Source organism: Pseudoalteromonas sp. L21 (assembly GCF_021728035.1).
In the GTDB taxonomy this organism is placed as follows: Bacteria; Pseudomonadota; Gammaproteobacteria; order Enterobacterales; family Alteromonadaceae; genus Pseudoalteromonas; species Pseudoalteromonas arabiensis.
Map to the genome: position 1 here is coordinate 833,769 of NZ_JAKKCV010000001.1, position 14,980 is coordinate 848,748.

Annotated in this window: 13 protein-coding genes and 1 pseudogene; 2 read left to right on the forward strand and 12 right to left on the reverse strand. The window is 41.6% G+C overall.

Annotation, left to right across the window (positions count from 1 at the left end):
- Positions 1-28: 28 nt before the first annotated feature.
- From L3V41_RS03790 to argC, 7 genes and pseudogenes are all read right to left on the reverse strand, one after another.
- Positions 29-556: a hypothetical protein gene (locus L3V41_RS03790; protein ID WP_237127185.1), complete on the reverse strand. Its 528-nt coding sequence runs from the start codon at positions 554-556 to the stop codon at positions 29-31.
- Positions 557-563: 7 nt separating this feature from the next.
- A complete protein-coding gene (locus tag L3V41_RS03795; protein ID WP_237127186.1) occupies positions 564-770 on the reverse strand; it encodes a hypothetical protein in 207 nt (68 codons plus the stop codon).
- A gap of 234 nt (positions 771-1,004) precedes the next feature.
- Positions 1,005-2,869: pseudogene (gene argH / locus L3V41_RS03800) on the reverse strand (argininosuccinate lyase).
- 52 nt (positions 2,870-2,921) lie between these two features.
- Positions 2,922-4,124 (reverse strand): argininosuccinate synthase, encoded by a 1,203-nt coding sequence (locus L3V41_RS03805; protein ID WP_193987777.1) that lies wholly within the window; start codon positions 4,122-4,124, stop codon positions 2,922-2,924.
- A 9-nt stretch (positions 4,125-4,133) separates the two neighbouring features.
- Positions 4,134-5,054: an ornithine carbamoyltransferase gene (locus L3V41_RS03810; protein ID WP_237127187.1), complete on the reverse strand. Its 921-nt coding sequence runs from the start codon at positions 5,052-5,054 to the stop codon at positions 4,134-4,136.
- A 7-nt stretch (positions 5,055-5,061) separates the two neighbouring features.
- The gene (gene argB / locus L3V41_RS03815) at positions 5,062-5,823 is read right to left on the reverse strand and encodes an acetylglutamate kinase (protein ID WP_193988988.1); all 762 of its coding nucleotides are present in this window, start codon (positions 5,821-5,823) and stop codon (positions 5,062-5,064) included.
- On the reverse strand, positions 5,823-6,833 hold the full coding sequence (argC, locus tag L3V41_RS03820) for an N-acetyl-gamma-glutamyl-phosphate reductase (protein ID WP_062568741.1): 1,011 nt from the start codon (positions 6,831-6,833) through the stop codon (positions 5,823-5,825). The genes argB and argC overlap by 1 nt, the downstream gene beginning before the upstream one ends.
- Positions 6,834-7,054: 221 nt before the next feature.
- On the opposite strand from argC, the gene argE reads away from it, so the two are divergent.
- The gene (argE, locus tag L3V41_RS03825) at positions 7,055-8,209 is read left to right on the forward strand and encodes an acetylornithine deacetylase (RefSeq protein ID WP_237127188.1); all 1,155 of its coding nucleotides are present in this window, start codon (positions 7,055-7,057) and stop codon (positions 8,207-8,209) included.
- 36 nt (positions 8,210-8,245) lie between these two features.
- On the opposite strand, the gene panP is transcribed toward argE, so the two are convergent.
- On the reverse strand, positions 8,246-9,874 hold the full coding sequence (gene panP, locus L3V41_RS03830) for a pyridoxal-dependent aspartate 1-decarboxylase PanP (RefSeq protein WP_237127189.1): 1,629 nt from the start codon (positions 9,872-9,874) through the stop codon (positions 8,246-8,248).
- Between the two features lie 618 nt (positions 9,875-10,492).
- Between panP and L3V41_RS03835 the strand changes: the two genes are divergently transcribed.
- The gene (locus L3V41_RS03835) at positions 10,493-11,977 is read left to right on the forward strand and encodes a GGDEF domain-containing protein (protein WP_346656313.1); all 1,485 of its coding nucleotides are present in this window, start codon (positions 10,493-10,495) and stop codon (positions 11,975-11,977) included.
- A 20-nt stretch (positions 11,978-11,997) separates the two neighbouring features.
- Here L3V41_RS03835 and L3V41_RS03840 read toward each other — a convergent pair whose 3' ends face one another.
- Genes L3V41_RS03840 through L3V41_RS03855 form a run of 4 tightly spaced genes read right to left on the reverse strand, consistent with a single transcriptional unit; the run spans position 11,998 to position 14,979 of the window.
- On the reverse strand, positions 11,998-12,663 hold the full coding sequence (locus L3V41_RS03840; RefSeq protein WP_062568738.1) for an SAM-dependent methyltransferase: 666 nt from the start codon (positions 12,661-12,663) through the stop codon (positions 11,998-12,000).
- Positions 12,663-13,430 carry an ABC transporter permease gene (locus L3V41_RS03845; protein WP_036970898.1) on the reverse strand — a complete coding sequence of 256 codons (768 nt, stop codon included), beginning with the start codon at positions 13,428-13,430 and terminating at the stop codon, positions 12,663-12,665. The genes L3V41_RS03840 and L3V41_RS03845 overlap by 1 nt, the downstream gene beginning before the upstream one ends.
- Positions 13,430-14,359 carry an ABC transporter ATP-binding protein gene (locus tag L3V41_RS03850; RefSeq protein ID WP_193987779.1) on the reverse strand — a complete coding sequence of 310 codons (930 nt, stop codon included), beginning with the start codon at positions 14,357-14,359 and terminating at the stop codon, positions 13,430-13,432. The genes L3V41_RS03845 and L3V41_RS03850 overlap by 1 nt, the downstream gene beginning before the upstream one ends.
- Positions 14,356-14,979 carry a flavin prenyltransferase UbiX gene (locus L3V41_RS03855; protein ID WP_062568736.1) on the reverse strand — a complete coding sequence of 208 codons (624 nt, stop codon included), beginning with the start codon at positions 14,977-14,979 and terminating at the stop codon, positions 14,356-14,358. Before L3V41_RS03855 ends, L3V41_RS03850 begins: the two co-directional genes overlap by 4 nt.
- Position 14,980: the final 1 nt, after the last annotated feature.

Below are 14,980 nucleotides of genomic sequence, written 5' to 3' on the forward strand. Positions count from 1 at the left end.
GGTAGGCATTTATATACATCTGCTATTTTCAAACTAATTTTTTATTTTTAAGAGAGTGACCAATTAACTTTTTCAACTTATTCAGTCCAAGGATGTCTCGGTCGACGATTAATGCCACTATCATGGTGAAGTCTACGACATTAACACCTAGCGAATAGATATCCCACAAGATCCAGTGTGTTGTATTTTTATACACTTGAACATCTAAATAAACAGACAGAAACAGAATAGTATTAATGATTAAACCAAAAACTAAATAGCTAAAGGAAGGAGTTGTACGTTTTATTACAAGGAATGCAAAAATTAAGAAGACTAAAGTGGCTATGTCGTACAATGCCCACTCAAGAAAGGTTACTGCAGTATAAGAGAGCCAACTAAAAAAATAATCTCCAGCGATATAGGAGACCATCATTATAAATGAGCTTAAGAGCAAAGTGGTTTTTCGTTTATTTTCATTTACTGCGTAGACAAAAATATTAAAAAAAAATGCCATTAAAAATCCCCAAGCACTCATAGCTGAAAGGGAGAAAAAACCAAGTTGCTCAGTAAAAAACATTCAGTACCTATTGCTCTTTCTTACTTGGTGGGAACATAGCACCACCACCGCGCTGAAGCTCTGCATCACCCGACAGTGACATTGCTTGACTAGATAGAGTTACTGTATCAGATTGTAAGGTTTTATTACTAGTAGTTTGTTCTAGTGCAGGCTTTGTTTGTTGCATTTGGCTGTAAGCTTGCATCTGTAATTGACTATTATTTGAAATTTGCATGATTTAAATCCTTTAAGTTTAAATTGTAGTTAACGTGTGACGAATCACAAACGTACTCAGCGCTCTCGTTTTATTGACGCTTTTTGTACATTTTTGCAGCATTTTTGCTACATATCAAACTAAGCAACTAACGATCCAACTTTTCGCTTAAACAGATCTTTTTGATCAACTCAGCAAATTTCAGGCATAAAAAAACGCACAGGGGTAACCGTACGTTTTTACTATCCAGGGAAATTAAGCTACGTTTTTACACGGGATCACCGCATTCTCACGAGGCCTTAAAATAAATTCCATTGCGACTTCATCGCAATTGTCTTTGCGAAGGCAAAGCTCACAATCTTTCATGACTTTTTCCGGTAAACTATCTTTGCTGCAATAGCTGAAGCCTTGTTTTTTAAAAAAATCTGGCACGCGCGTTAATACAATGACACGGCTAAGCGCCAACTTTTTGGCTTTAACTAATAAGTGCTCAACTAATTGTTTGCCTTGACCTGTGATACTCATCTTTGGATCAATCCCTAAAGATCGGATCTCTGCAAGTCCTGTATCGTAAATATACAATGAGGCGCAGCCAGCAACCTGGTCTGCAACCTCCGTGACTGCAAATTCATTAATTGAATGAATCATGTCACTTTTAGCGCGAGGTAGGTTTTCCCCATTCATTGCCCAGTATTGAATTAGTTGGGCAATGCTCTCAACGTCATTTAAATTTGCATCACGTACTTTTATTTGCCGTTTTTTTTTGCATATTCAATTGCATTAGAGACTTGCTCAACAGAGGTACCACCTAATGCCTGACGTGCTTTTATACATGCGTCTATTTCTAATACAGGATAGACATCTGACTCGAAAATGCTATGTACAGATTTAAATTGTTCTAAACTTAAATCTTCTAAGTTATTCCCTTTAGAAATAGCCATTTGCACTAAGGTACCAACAATGTGGTGCCCTTCTCTAAAGGGGATGCCTTTAGCCACTAAATAGTCAGCAAGCTCAGTCGCATTTGAGTGACCGCCTTTTGCAGCAGCAAGGGTTTTATCTGCATTAACTTTAATACCTTTGATGCACGCTTGCGCCATATGAATACACGCAAGCCACGTTGGCATCGCATCAAATAAGCCTTCTTTGTCCTCTTGCATATCTTTATTATAAGCAAGCGGCAGTGCTTTAAGTGTCATCATCATGGCGCTAAATGCACCAAATACACGGCCCGTTTTACCACGGATTAACTCAAGTGCATCTGGGTTTTTCTTTTGCGGCATTAATGATGAGCCTGATGTTACCCCATCAGACAGCTCTATAAAGCCCGCTTCGCCTGAGTTATAAAAAATCAGGTCTTCGGCCATACGCGATAAATGAATCATTGAAATTGACGCGCAGCTTAATAGCTCAACCACAAAGTCACGGTCAGATACAGCATCTAAACTGTTACGTGTTGCTGCGGTAAAACCTAACCCTTCGGCAAGAGTTTGCCTATCTATTGGGTACGCCGTACCCGCTAAAGCACCGCTACCGAGTGGACAATAATTCATACGATTTTTGGCATCGGTTAAACGGCTTTCATCACGCTCAAGCATTTCAACATAGGCCATACACCAATGGCTAAATAATACAGGTTGTGCACGCTGTAAGTGTGTGTAACCCGGTAGAATAGTGCCTAACTCACGCTCAGCTAAGGCAATAAACTCACCTTTAAGCTCTGCAATGGCTTCAAGAATATGCTCGGCAGTATCACGACACCATAAACGGAAATCTGTCGCTACTTGGTCATTACGACTACGACCCGTATGAAGCTTTTTAGCAAGATCGCCCACTTTATCAATCAGTGCTGACTCAACATAAGAATGAATGTCTTCATGCCCTGCTCCAGCCACTGCTTGTGGGTTTGCTTTAACTTCATCTAACAGCTTATTCAGTGCTGCAACGAGGTCATCATATTCTTGCTGATTTAACACATTAACTTGCTTAAGCGCTCCCGCCCAAGCAACCGAACCAATAATGTCTTGCTCTGCAAGTTGATAATCAAAAGGAAGTGAATCGTTAAATTGCTTAAACGCTTCATCTGGCCCCGTAGAAAAACGTCCGCCCCATAATGCCATTGAACTGCCTCCAAACTCGGCGATTGCCCCGCTTTGCAAGGCAATAATTAAATTACTTTTTCGTTAGTGCTGAGATTCTGCTAGATAGCGAGAATAAACGAATGAAGCCTTCTGCATGTGATTGGTCATATACATCATCTTCGCCGAAGGTTGCGAAATCTTCACTGTATAAGCTATTCGGTGATTTTTTCTGTACCGCAGTGACTTGACCTTTATAAAGCTTAAGCACCACTTCACCGGTTGCGAGTTTAGACAGAGATTCAGCCCCAGCTAGAATCGAATCTTTCAATGGTGTAAACCAACGACCGTCGTAGACAAGGTGTGAAAACTCACCACCCAGTACTTCTTTCCATTTACGGCTTGATTTATCGAGCACGAGTTCATCAACCGCTTGTAATGCGGCCATGATCACTGTGCCCCCTGGTGTTTCATAACAGCCACGCGACTTCATACCGACTAAACGGTTTTCGACGATATCAACACGACCCACACCGTGTGGCGCAGCAATGTCATTTAATTTAACTAAACAGTCATAAGGTTTAAGCGTCTCACCATTTACCGCAACCACTTCACCTTCGACAACATTTAATGTCACATATTCAGGTTCGTTTGGTGCTTGCTCTGGCGAGTTAGTCCAAGTCCATACTTGCTCACTTGGTTGGCACCATGGATCTTCAAGCTCACCACCTTCGTGTGAAATATGCCACGCATTAGCATCACGGCTATAAATTTTTGTAGCAGACGCTGAACACGGAATATCACGCTCAGCCAAGTAATCAAGTAGTGATTCACGGCTCGATAAATCCCACTCACGCCATGGTGCGATTACTTTAAGATCTGGCGCAAGGGCTGCGAAACATGACTCAAAACGCACCTGATCGTTACCTTTACCTGTACAACCATGTGAAAGCGCATCAGCACCTACTTTACGGGCAATCTCTACTTGGGCTTTTGCAATGATTGGGCGCGCCATAGACGTACCGAGTAAATAAGTACCTTCGTAAATAGAACCCGTTTTTAAGGTTGGATAAATATAGTCACTGACCATTTCGTCTTTTAAGTCAACCACATAACATTCAGATGCGCCTGAAGCGATTGCTTTTTCTTCTACGCCTTCTAGCTCTTCAGCGCCTTGACCTACATCAGCAACAAATGCGATAACTTCACAGCCGTAGTTTTCTTTTAACCATGGCACGATTGCCGATGTATCTAGACCACCAGAATAGGCTAATACGACTTTTTTGATTGAACTCATTGGTGTTCCTTAAACAAAATTTGGATTTAATAATGTGACAAGCAGTGCGTTTTGCGCGTGCATACGGTTCTCTGCTTGTTGAATAATTTTTGATGCTGGGCCATCCATTACCTCAGAGGTAATTTCAAACTCACGATGAGCCGGCTGGCAATGCAACACAGTTTGCGCACCAGTTTGCTCAAGTAGTGCTTGATTTAACTGGTACGGCATATATTTAGCTTTCACCTGCTCAAGCGGTGTTTTATCGCCCATCGATACCCACGTATCAGCATAGACTGCATTTGCACCCACTGCCGCTTCAATTCTGTCGCTAACCATGACAGTCGCTCCATTCATCGCTGCAATTTGCTCTGCTTGCTTAAGAATTTGCGAATCTGGCGAGCTTCCTTTCGGGCACACAGCGACAAAATCAGTCCCTAAAGTAGCAGCTAATAGCATTAGAGAGTGTGTGACGTTGTTACCTTCACCTAAGTATGCAAGCTTTAGTTTACTGACATCACCATGCACTTCTTGTAGCGTTAAAAAGTCAGCGAGTGCTTGGCATGGGTGGTATAAATCGCAGAGGCTATTTACCACAGGGACTGACGAAAACTCAGCAAGGGTGGTTAATGTTTTATGTGCAAATACGCGAGCAACAATGCCATCAGCCCAAGTTGAAATATTTAAAGCAAAATCTTTTACTGACTCACGCGCACCCATTGCGCCATTTTGTGAATCTAAATAAACAGCATGACCACCTAATTTATTAATACCAATATCAAATGATAAACGGGTACGTAAGCTTGGTTTTTCGAATAAGGTAACCACTGACTTGCCCGCTAAAGCTTGGCTAAAATCGACTGGGTTTGCTTTAATTTTTTGCGCTAAATCGAGTAGTTTAAGCGCGCCTTTTTGGTCTAACTCAAGACCAGATAAAAAGTGAGTAAACATGTAATACCTATGGTGTAATTTTCGTTCCTACGTGCTCGCCTTGTAATAAGGCGACTAAGTTTTCTGGCTTTAGCCAGCTTGAGATATACACACCACGTCGTAAATGTTGGGCAGCAAGAAGGCTGGTCTTAACTTTGACCTCCATCCCGCCCTGAATAACTCCTTGAAGAATTAATGCATCTATTTGCTGCGTATTAAGTTGATGTAGCGGTTGTTTGTTTGCATCAAGCACCGCTTCTACATCAGTCATAAAAATAAGTTCTGCATCAAGTTCTTTTGCAATCGCCGCTGCTGCTTCATCGGCATTAACGTTGTACCAAAGCCCATCTTCGCCAAAGCCAATAGAGCTCACTAAGGGTAAGCGGCCTTGCGCAATTAAACTTGGTAAAACACTGTCGGTGCTATCAGCGCATTGTCCAACTTGCCCAAGTGCTTTTAATTTTTGCTTAACCACAACGCCCGCTTCATAGAGGCTCATCCCCACAGGCTTATGCCCTGAAACAATTGCTTGACTCATTAGCTGTTTATTCGCACAGCCAGCCAGTGCCCCAACAATATAAGGCATTTGTTCTTTTGGACTGATACGTAAACCTTGGTGCTTCGCACTGGCAAACCCTGCGTCTTTAAGCCACGCATCAACTAATGCACCACCACCATGAACAATCACAAAGTTGGCCTGTTGCTGTGCTACAAGGACGTCAAATAAAGCTTTTGCGGCATCAGCTGTATTTAATACTGCACCGCCTATTTTAATTACCCATGTTTTCATCATAACGCTCCTACTAACCCGGTATGATGAGGAAGTCCCATCGCTAAATTAATACATTGCAATGCTTGCCCTGCGGCCCCTTTTAATAAGTTATCAATGGCCGACATAACAATCAGTTGCTCACCTTTTTGTTGCCATGCAATATCAACAAATGGTTGTTTAGCCACGCCTTTGATGCTTGGAATTTTATTTCCGAGTAAACGAATTAACGGCTCATTCGCTAGCACTTGATATGCCGCGCTCACTTGCTCTGCTGTCACACCTGGTTTTAATTGCACATAAATAGTTTCTAAAATTCCGCGAGGAAAATTACCTAAATGTGGGGTAAATAACACAGGGTGACCAAGGTACTGCTCAATCTCAGGTGTGTGTCTGTGGTTAAACAAGCCATAAGGAGCAAGTGACACTTCGCAAAAGTGCGTATTCACACTGGCCTTCCTACCCGCACCGGTTACGCCAGAGACAGCATTAACAATGATGGTTTGCTCAGCTAATAAACCCGCTTCTTTAAGTGGCTTTAAAGAATTAAGTGCCGCTGTTGGGTAACACCCTGCTACAGCAACAAGGTTTGCTTTACTAATCGCATCGCTATTCCATTCAGCCAAACCATAAGCCGCTTGCTCTAAAAGCTCAGGATGTTCATGCGCGAAACCATAATAAGTTAGGTAATCCTCATTCCCAGCTAAACGGAAGCCGCCCGATAAATCAAAAACTTTTTTGCCCATGGCTAAAAATTGTGGCGCAAGATCAACACTCACTTTGTGATCAGTACATAGACACACATAATCAGCAGTGTTATTTATTTCCTGAAAAGCCTCAGCTGTTAGCGGTTGCAGCGGGTACGCTAACAAGCCTAAGTGCTCGGGGTATAAATCGCTTAATAATTTATCTTTATCTAAGCTCCCTTCAGACACATAACACGCTTGTAGAGTCAGTTTTGGATGCTTTGCAACTAAACTTGCTAGCTCTGCGCCGCTATAACCACTTGCGCCAATAATCACTACTTTCATTGCTTACTTTTACCTATTAAATCTATTTATCGATACGCCTAAAATTACTCGCCTAATGGCGAATAAAAACACTGTCTAAAGTAATGAAATCAGGTTATCGTCGTTTAGTGTTCATAGTGCCGTTTTAAAATATATTTATGCTTAAAAAGTGAATTGATATTCATCATAAATACTTTTATATTGTTATGCAATTAGATTGAATAATTATTTTTGGATTTTTTATGTCATTCCCCTCTTTTTTATCTATGTATCAGCAGCTAATTGCTGCCCCCTCAATCAGTTCGATTGAAGACTCTCTGTGCATGAGCAATAAAGAGGTGATCACCTTGCTCGCTACTTGGTGCGAAAGCCTTGGTTTTACATGTGAAATAACAGAGCTCGAAAACGGTAAAGGCCGTTATAACTTATTAGCGAAACGTGGTGAGGGAGATGGCGGTTTAATGCTTGCGGGTCATACCGACACGGTGCCTTTTGATGATAGCCGCTGGAACTATAACCCCTTTCAACTCAGTGAGCATGACAACAAACTTTATGGCTTAGGCAGTATTGATATGAAAGGCTTTTTTGCCTTTGTATTGCAGGCAATTAGCGAGCTTGATGCAACGAAGCAAACAGAGCCACTATTGATCCTAGCCACTGCTGATGAAGAAACCACGATGGCAGGTGCGCAACAAATTTGTCGCCATCCTAATTTAAAACCGGCACGCTGTATTATAGGTGAGCCAACAGATATGACCCCAGTGTTCACTCACAAAGGCCACATGAGCACTGCGATTCGTGTGATTGGTCGCTCAGGTCATAGCTCAGATCCAGAACGTGGTTTAAACGCCATTGAAGTAATGCATAAAATGATTGCAAAATTGTTAATCATTAAAGAAGAATTAAAGAATAAATATTCAATTGAACATTTTCAAATCCCGCACCCGACTTTAAACCTTGGCCATATTCATGGTGGCGATAATGCAAACCGTATTTGCGGCTGCTGTGAAATGCACATAGATATGCGACCTTTACCTGGTTTAAGTGTGCAAGAACTGCAAGCAATTTTGCTAACTGCTGCTGAAGAAATTAATGCCCACTACCCTAATGCGGTGAGTGTTATTGACTTACACGAGCCTATTCCAGCATTTAGTGGCAGTACAGATACTGCGCTTGTTAAACTTGCCGAACAAGTATCAGGTCAACCTGCCGTTGCAGTAAATTACTGCACTGAAGCACCGTTTATTCAACAGCTTGGCTGTGAAACAATTGTCATGGGGCCTGGTTCAATAAATCAAGCCCACCAGCCCGATGAGTTTTTAGCGATGGAAAAAGTCAAACCTTCACAAGAAATCATCAGCAAAATGATTAAAGCAAGTTGCTTTCGTAATGAGTAAAAAGGGGGCTTGATGCTCCCTTTTCTAATTCACTCACTAATCCATATATTTACTTAAGTACTTTTTAAAGACAGGGTCGGTTTTCGCTAGGGCTTTTTGCTCTGCTAAAATATCTTTGAGAATTGTTTTAGAGGTTAATGGATTAGCCAATACAACCCTAAACACAACCGTTGGTTGATGGTCATATTTTGCAGGTGTTAAACGTGTACGCGATACAAAAGAGCGTCCTGCTTCACGCTGACGCTTTTGCATACTTGCGGTAAAACGATTCAACGAAGCGTAAATATCTAACTTCGTTTCTTCGTCAGCATCTTTAAGCTTAACTTGGATTTCTTTTGGTACGTAGCGATAGGTTAATAGGCAAAGCTCAGGCTCTGAGATTAATTCAAAATCTTCATCCTGCTTAATCATGTCGGCGAAAGTACGGGCTTTCACGATACTACGGTCAATCAACATTTCGTAGCCTTTACGGCCAATAACACGTAAGCAAGCATGCACTAACATTGCCATACCTGGGCGACTGCCCTCTAAAGTATGACTGCCTAAATCTTTAGAGCCTTTACGAAGAATATATTCCGCATGATGCTCTATTGCATCTGTGGCTGCAGGGTCTTTAAATAACACAAGGCCTGCGCCCATTGGCACATACATTTGCTTATGGGCATCAATGGTGATTGAATCAGCGCGTTCGATGCCACTTAATAAATGACGGTAATTTTTAGATAATAAAGTTGCCCCGCCCCATGCTGCATCAACGTGAAAGTGACAGCCAAGCTCTTCGCTTAAATCGGCCATTTCGTTAAGTGGGTCTATACTGCCGGTTTCAGTCGTTCCAGCTACCCCAACTAGCGCCATAACTTTAATGCCAGATGCTTCAAGTTCATGGGCTTTTTCACGCATGGCTTGAACATCAACCTTGTTGTTTTCACCTGTTTTAATAGCAACAATGTTATCGCGTCCGATGCCAAGTAAATCAACCGTTTTACCAAGCGAATAGTGGCCTCGCTCTGAAACGAGTACAGCAAGTCCTTTATAGCCATAGTGCAGCATGCCAGCAATTAAACCTTGTGCTGCAATGCCTTTATAGTCACCATCGGCTTTTAATAAACGGTTGCGAGCAATCCATAAGGCGGTAATGTTGGCAACGGTTCCCCCAGAACAAAATGCCCCTAGCGATGTTTTTGCACTATGCATCCACTTGTTATAAAACGCATCCTCTTCACCATAGGCTAAATGGTGCATCATCCCTAAAACTTGTCGTTCTAGTGGCGTAAATGCTTTTGACGTTTCTATCTTTACTAGGTTTTGGTTTAGACCCACCATCAATTTTGATAGCGGTAACACAAAATGTGGCAAAGCGGATGTCATGTGGCCAATAAAGCTTGGCGCAGCTGTGTGAACTGAGTGTGCAACTAACTGCTCCATAATGTCTTGCGCGTAGTCAGAGACAAAAGTGGGCTCTTCTGGGATATTTGCCGACTGAAAATCTTTTTCAATCTCATGCAATGGCTTTTCAATTGCCGCAATATTCTCATTTAAGAATCCTGCAAGATTGCTTGAAATCTCTGATTCTATTCTACTCAAGGTTGAGTCCGGTGCTTCAGGCACCGTAAAAATACGAATCAAACTTTCTTTAGAGGCGACGGCACAACGCTTTTGATCCATCTTAATACCCATTATAAGCAGCTAAAATGCACCTAATGCTGAAACAATAAGGTTTGAATTTAGCGGCACTGTTGCTACGAAATTGGCTAACTTTACTGGAATATCACAAAAATGTCTCGTTTAAAGCTAAAAAGCCACGAATTCGGTGACAAAAAAATGATGTATCAATGAAATTTGCGCTAATTTTCTACTATCAGCCAGTTATTTTTTAAGTATAATCATCACACCACTGATAAAGGAATAATTATGTCCAAAGGAATGCAAAAGACCGGTTGGCTGCTTTATGGATTTGCCACTTTTTTTATCAGCTTATTTGGTTATATCTACTACACCTATGAGACCGCCCGTAGTGAGATAATGGCTGGCATTGATTCAAAGCTTCTCAATGCGGCTGTGAGTGTTAACCATATTTTAGGTAAGGATTACCACAATCAAGTCAACGCTGGCATACCAATCTCTTCGGCTGTTTATAAGCAAAAAATGAGAGCCCTCTCAGAATACGCCAAGCAAATGGACTTAGCGTATGTGTATTCTATGGTACTTCGGGACGATACCGTTTTTTTTAGCGCATCGAGTTATACCCAAAAGGATCAAAACGGCGGCCGTATCACGCAGTTTATGGATCCCTACACCGAAGCAACCAAAATAAATAAAGACGCCTTTTTTTCTACAGAGCCAGTTTTCGAAGTGTCAAAAGATCAATGGGGACACTTTAAAAGCATTTTTGTTACTTTCATCGATGAGAATGGCCATACCTATCTTACTGGTGCCGATATAACAATTACTGACCTCAACCAACAGTTACAACTAAGCGTAACACGCGCGACTATTACAGGGTGCTTCTTCTTTTTTATTGCCTCCTTAATTGCAGGGCTTTACTTTTTACAACTTAAACGCTCTCTTTCTACGGATGCGCGTACAGGCTTTGCTAACCACGTAGCGCTGGAATATTACCTTAAAAAAAGCACCAAGCACCGCATGGAGCTTGCAGTCATTACAATTAATGAAGTTGAGGATATTAGTAGCTTTTATGGCACAGAAGTAAGCGACAAGGTAATGGCCAGTTTATTGAGCTATTTTCAATCTCGCCTACCCAACGATGCGCTGGTATTTCGTCTTGCTACCAATAAAATAGCACTGTTACATACACGCGGTGCAGAGCAAGATTTTGATGACACTATTAACGCCTTTAATCAATCAATCCCTGTACTTAACGAGCCGTTTATTTATGTTAGTTTGCATGCAGGCATTGCCTCTGGTAATAAGCTAATGCTGATTGAAAACGCACATATTGCTCTTCAACAAGCAAAGTTAAACAATCAACGTATTATTCGTTACGAGAATGTCTTTAAACAAGTAGAAGAACAGTTTAGATACAATGTAAAGCTGGCTAAAAAAGTAAAAGAAGCGTTTGATAACAATCGTATCGTTCCCTATTTCCAACCCATTTATGATACGCAAACAAAGCAGGTAACTCATTACGAAAGCTTAGCAAGAATGGCATCAGCACAAGGGCGCATCTATACACCAGATTACTTTCTAACTGTTTTGAAACGCTCTCGAATGGACGGATTACTAACACGTACCATGTTTACTCGCTGTATTGAGCAATTTCGAAAAACCTCAATTAGCTGGAGCATTAATATTACAGCGCAAGATATTCTGGACCCCAGCTTAAGTGAGTTTTTAGAACAGCAGTTAAGACGCTACCCACAACCCAACAATATTATTTTTGAGTTTCATGAAACAGAAGCAATTGCCTACTTTAGTGAAGTAAAAGCATTTATTAGCTTACTTAAAAATAAAGGTGCGCAGGTTATGATTAACGAATTTGGTGCAGGATATTCAAACCTCTCAAATATCTTAAAGCTTGAAGTTGATGGTCTAAAGCTAGACCGCGGCTTAGTTAGCCAAGCACATACCAATGATGACAGCTATATGTTTATTGAACATTTAGTGAAGTACGCCAAACAACTTAACCTTGATGTCGTTGCCGAACAAGTCGAGAGCGAGCAAGTGGCTGAAGCACTTTCCAAAGCAGGTATCACATTAATGCAAGGAAACCACTTCGCGCCACCCACGCCTTATGTGCCTCAGTCATAATGGCAAAGACACAGTGCGTGTTATAGGTTTATTACTAAGCGATGACTCTGTTGGCCACTGGCCCAATATTTACGCTCAAATGGTGTAATAGCGGTATCGCTTTCATACAACTCAACATCGCACTTATGCCCTGCAAGCTCAAGCGAGCGAGCAAATTCCTTCACGTAAATGTCCCAGTTGCTTCTAAGCTCTAAACGCCCACCTAATTTAATAATAAATGGGAATATAGCAGCACCGTGCCAGCGCCTTTGTAGGTGTTTGGCTTTTGGCCAAGGGTTTGGATACAACAAGTAATGGTGCGTGGGCTGCCAGTTAGCAGCCACCGCTAAACGCCAAAAATCGTTTAAATCAGCTTGCACTAAAATGTACTGTCCTGCATCGGTTTGCTTGTACTCAATGTCATGCTTATCCAAGCGATGAGATGATTTATCTATACCAATCACTAACGCATCTGGGTGACGCTTTGCTAAGTTAGCGGTACTTTCCCCTACACCACAGCATGAATCAAGAATGAGTGGCCCAGCAAACGTCTGCACCTTTTCGTTTACCTGATCAAAAGCCGCTTGCGTATGCTCTGCAATCGGCTTCTTAAATTCGGCACTTAGGTGTTTTAAAACAATTTCATCCAGCTTTTCATGTAAACTAGGTTGATTCGATACAATACTTCTCGAATTTGCATCCGTCATTAGTGTCTAAGCCCCACACCACGTTTGATTAGGGTTAATGCTAACGTAAATAAACCCACAATAAATAAACCAAGTACACCAAATGCCACCGATAAGTCGACATCAGACACACCTAAGAAACCATACCGAAATGCATTTACCATATAAATAATTGGGTTTACTTGCGATACGCCTTGCCAAAATTCTGGCAATAAAGTGATAGAGTAAAACACCCCACCAAGATAAGTCAGCGGCGTTAAAATGAAGGTTGGGATAATACTAATATCATCAAAGCTATTAGCATAAATTGCGTTAATAAGTCCGCCTAACGCAAACACAGCCGAGGTTAGTATAACCGTTGCCATAATCACAAAAATATTGTGAATTTGAATATCAACAAACAACAAAGATACACAGGTAACAATCAAACCAACTAACATACCACGCGTCATACCACCGCCCATGTAGCCGAGTACAATAATGTAATTTGGCACTGGCGCAACTAATAGCTCTTCTATGCTTTTTTGGAATTTAGTTGAATAGAAGCTTGAGGCCACATTCGAGTAAGAGTTGGTGATCACCGACATCATAATCAGGCCCGGTACAATAAACTCCATATAACTAAAGCCGCCCATATCACCGATACGAGAACCAATCAGGTTACCAAAAATCACAAAATACAGGCTCATCGTGATTGCAGGCGGTACTAATGTTTGCACCCAAATACGTAAAAAGCGAATACACTCTTTGATCCAAATACTTTTTAGCGCTACACCATATTTAAACATTATTCGCCTCGCCCCTGTTCTAATAATCCAACAAACAGCTCTTCTAAACGGTTTGCTTTATTTCGCATACTAAGCACTGTGTTACCTTGCTCGGTTAGCGCACTAAATACGTGATTTAAGCCCTGAGACTTTGCCACTTCAACTTCTAAAGTATGGTCATCAGTCTGTGTATAGTTGTAGCCTTCAATGCTAATTGGCTGCACAGGCTGCTTTAAATCAAGTACAAAGGTTTCTTTATCAAGCTTGGCAAGTAACGCTTTAATAGTGGTGTTTTCAACAATCACGCCGCTGTCGATAATCGCGATGTTTTTACATAGCAGCTCTGCTTCTTCGAGGTAGTGCGTGGTCAAGATAATGGTGACACCTTGTTTATTTATCTCACGAAGAAAATCCCACATTGAGCGGCGTAGCTCAATATCCACACCTGCAGTTGGCTCATCTAAAATAAGTAATTTAGGTTCATGCATCAGCGCACGAGCAATCATTAAACGGCGTTTCATACCACCTGAAAGGGTGCGCGCTTGCTTATCTTTTTTTTCAAATAAACCGAGCTGCTTTAAATACTTTTCTGCACGTTCATGCGCCAGCTTTCTGGGTACACCATAATAACCCGCTTGGTTAACCAAAATTTGGTTAAGCGTTTCAAACTGACTGAAATTAAATTCTTGCGGCACTAAACCAAGTTCAGATTTAGCGGCTTCTAGGTGAGTATCAATGTCGTGACCAAATACCTCTACGCGACCAGCGCTTTTGTTCACTAACGATGAGATAACACCAATGGTGGTTGATTTACCAGCCCCATTTGGGCCAAGCAAAGCAAAGAAGTCGCCTTGCTGAACTTGTAAATCAATGCCTTTTACAGCTTCAACACCATTTTTATAAACCTTTTTCAGGCCTTCAATATTTAATGCGATCGTTTTTTCGCTCACTGTTTGCCCTCTCCATAACCCCAACGTTTCGTCAAAGTATGTTCAATGTTTAAATGATCTAAAATTCGCGCCACCATAAAATCAACCAGATCTGAAATCTGCTCAGGCTGGTGATAAAACCCAGGTGCCGCAGGCATAATGGTGACGCCAAGCTTTGCTAGTTTCAGCATGTTTTCAAGATGAATCTCGCTAAATGGCGTTTCACGCGGGACTAAAATCAGCTGCCCACGTTCTTTTATAACCACGTCAGCGGCGCGCTCAAGTAAGTTATCTGATGCCCCAACTGCAATGGCAGACACTGAGCCTGCACTACATGGGCAAACCACCATTTTCTTCGGCGCAGCTGAGCCAGAGGCAACAGGACTAAACCAGTTATCTTTACCAAATACTTTTAGTTGTTCTGGCGCGGCATTAAAGAGCGTACTGAGCTGTTCAGTTGCTTTATCTTCGTTGCCCGACAGTTTTATATTCGATTCAGTATCAAGCACCACTCTTGCCGCACTTGAGATCAGTACATACACCTGAAACTGCTGCTCAAGTAATACCTCTAGTAACCGTAAGCCATAAGGGGCACCTGAGGCACCGCTAAAAGCTAAGGTTATTTTATCTTTAAATTGCATA

Coding starts and splice junctions, on each gene's coding strand:
- L3V41_RS03795 (WP_237127186.1), bottom strand. CDS start 770: ATGCAAATTTCAAATAATAGTCAATTACAGATGCAAGCTTACAGCCAA.
- L3V41_RS03810 (WP_237127187.1), bottom strand. CDS start 5,054: ATGTTTACTCACTTTTTATCTGGTCTTGAGTTAGACCAAAAAGGCGCG.
- panP (WP_237127189.1), bottom strand. CDS start 9,874: ATGGATCAAAAGCGTTGTGCCGTCGCCTCTAAAGAAAGTTTGATTCGT.
- argE (WP_237127188.1), top strand. CDS start 7,055: ATGTCATTCCCCTCTTTTTTATCTATGTATCAGCAGCTAATTGCTGCC.
- L3V41_RS03845 (WP_036970898.1), bottom strand. CDS start 13,430: ATGTTTAAATATGGTGTAGCGCTAAAAAGTATTTGGATCAAAGAGTGT.
- L3V41_RS03855 (WP_062568736.1), bottom strand. CDS start 14,979: ATGCAATTTAAAGATAAAATAACCTTAGCTTTTAGCGGTGCCTCAGGT.
- L3V41_RS03840 (WP_062568738.1), bottom strand. CDS start 12,663: ATGACGGATGCAAATTCGAGAAGTATTGTATCGAATCAACCTAGTTTA.
- L3V41_RS03790 (WP_237127185.1), bottom strand. CDS start 556: ATGTTTTTTACTGAGCAACTTGGTTTTTTCTCCCTTTCAGCTATGAGT.
- argB (WP_193988988.1), bottom strand. CDS start 5,823: ATGAAAACATGGGTAATTAAAATAGGCGGTGCAGTATTAAATACAGCT.
- argC (WP_062568741.1), bottom strand. CDS start 6,833: ATGAAAGTAGTGATTATTGGCGCAAGTGGTTATAGCGGCGCAGAGCTA.
- L3V41_RS03835 (WP_346656313.1), top strand. CDS start 10,493: ATGGATCCCTACACCGAAGCAACCAAAATAAATAAAGACGCCTTTTTT.
- L3V41_RS03805 (WP_193987777.1), bottom strand. CDS start 4,124: ATGAGTTCAATCAAAAAAGTCGTATTAGCCTATTCTGGTGGTCTAGAT.